General features: G+C 61.9%; 1 protein-coding gene. It reads right to left on the reverse strand.

Annotated features, from left to right (window positions below):
* Positions 1-33 precede the first annotated feature (33 nt).
* Positions 34-265, reverse strand: a 232-nt coding sequence (locus SB847_RS21285) for a hypothetical protein (protein WP_486304284.1), incomplete at its 5' end; no start/stop codon positions are given.

Below are 265 nucleotides of genomic sequence, written 5' to 3' on the forward strand. Positions count from 1 at the left end.
CCCGTGGTGGGTTCCCTGCGGGGAACCCGCCAATCAACTGGCCGGTGACTTCGCGGCCTTGGCAGCTGCTTTTGCTGCTTGCTTGCTGGCGCGCACTTTGGCCAACGACGCCGGGTCAACTATGTCGGCGACCGATAGGTAAGAGCCCTGTTCGCCGTAGTGGCCGGATGCTTCCCTCCACCCTTCAGCCCGGAGGCCGCATTGTTTGCCCAGCAACGCCAGGAAGATCTTTGCCTTCTGTTCTCCGAAGCCAGGTAAAGCCATG

This window comes from Bacillus sp. SIMBA_026, assembly GCF_046535335.1.
Taxonomy (GTDB): domain Bacteria; phylum Bacillota; class Bacilli; order Bacillales; family Bacillaceae; genus Bacillus; species Bacillus velezensis.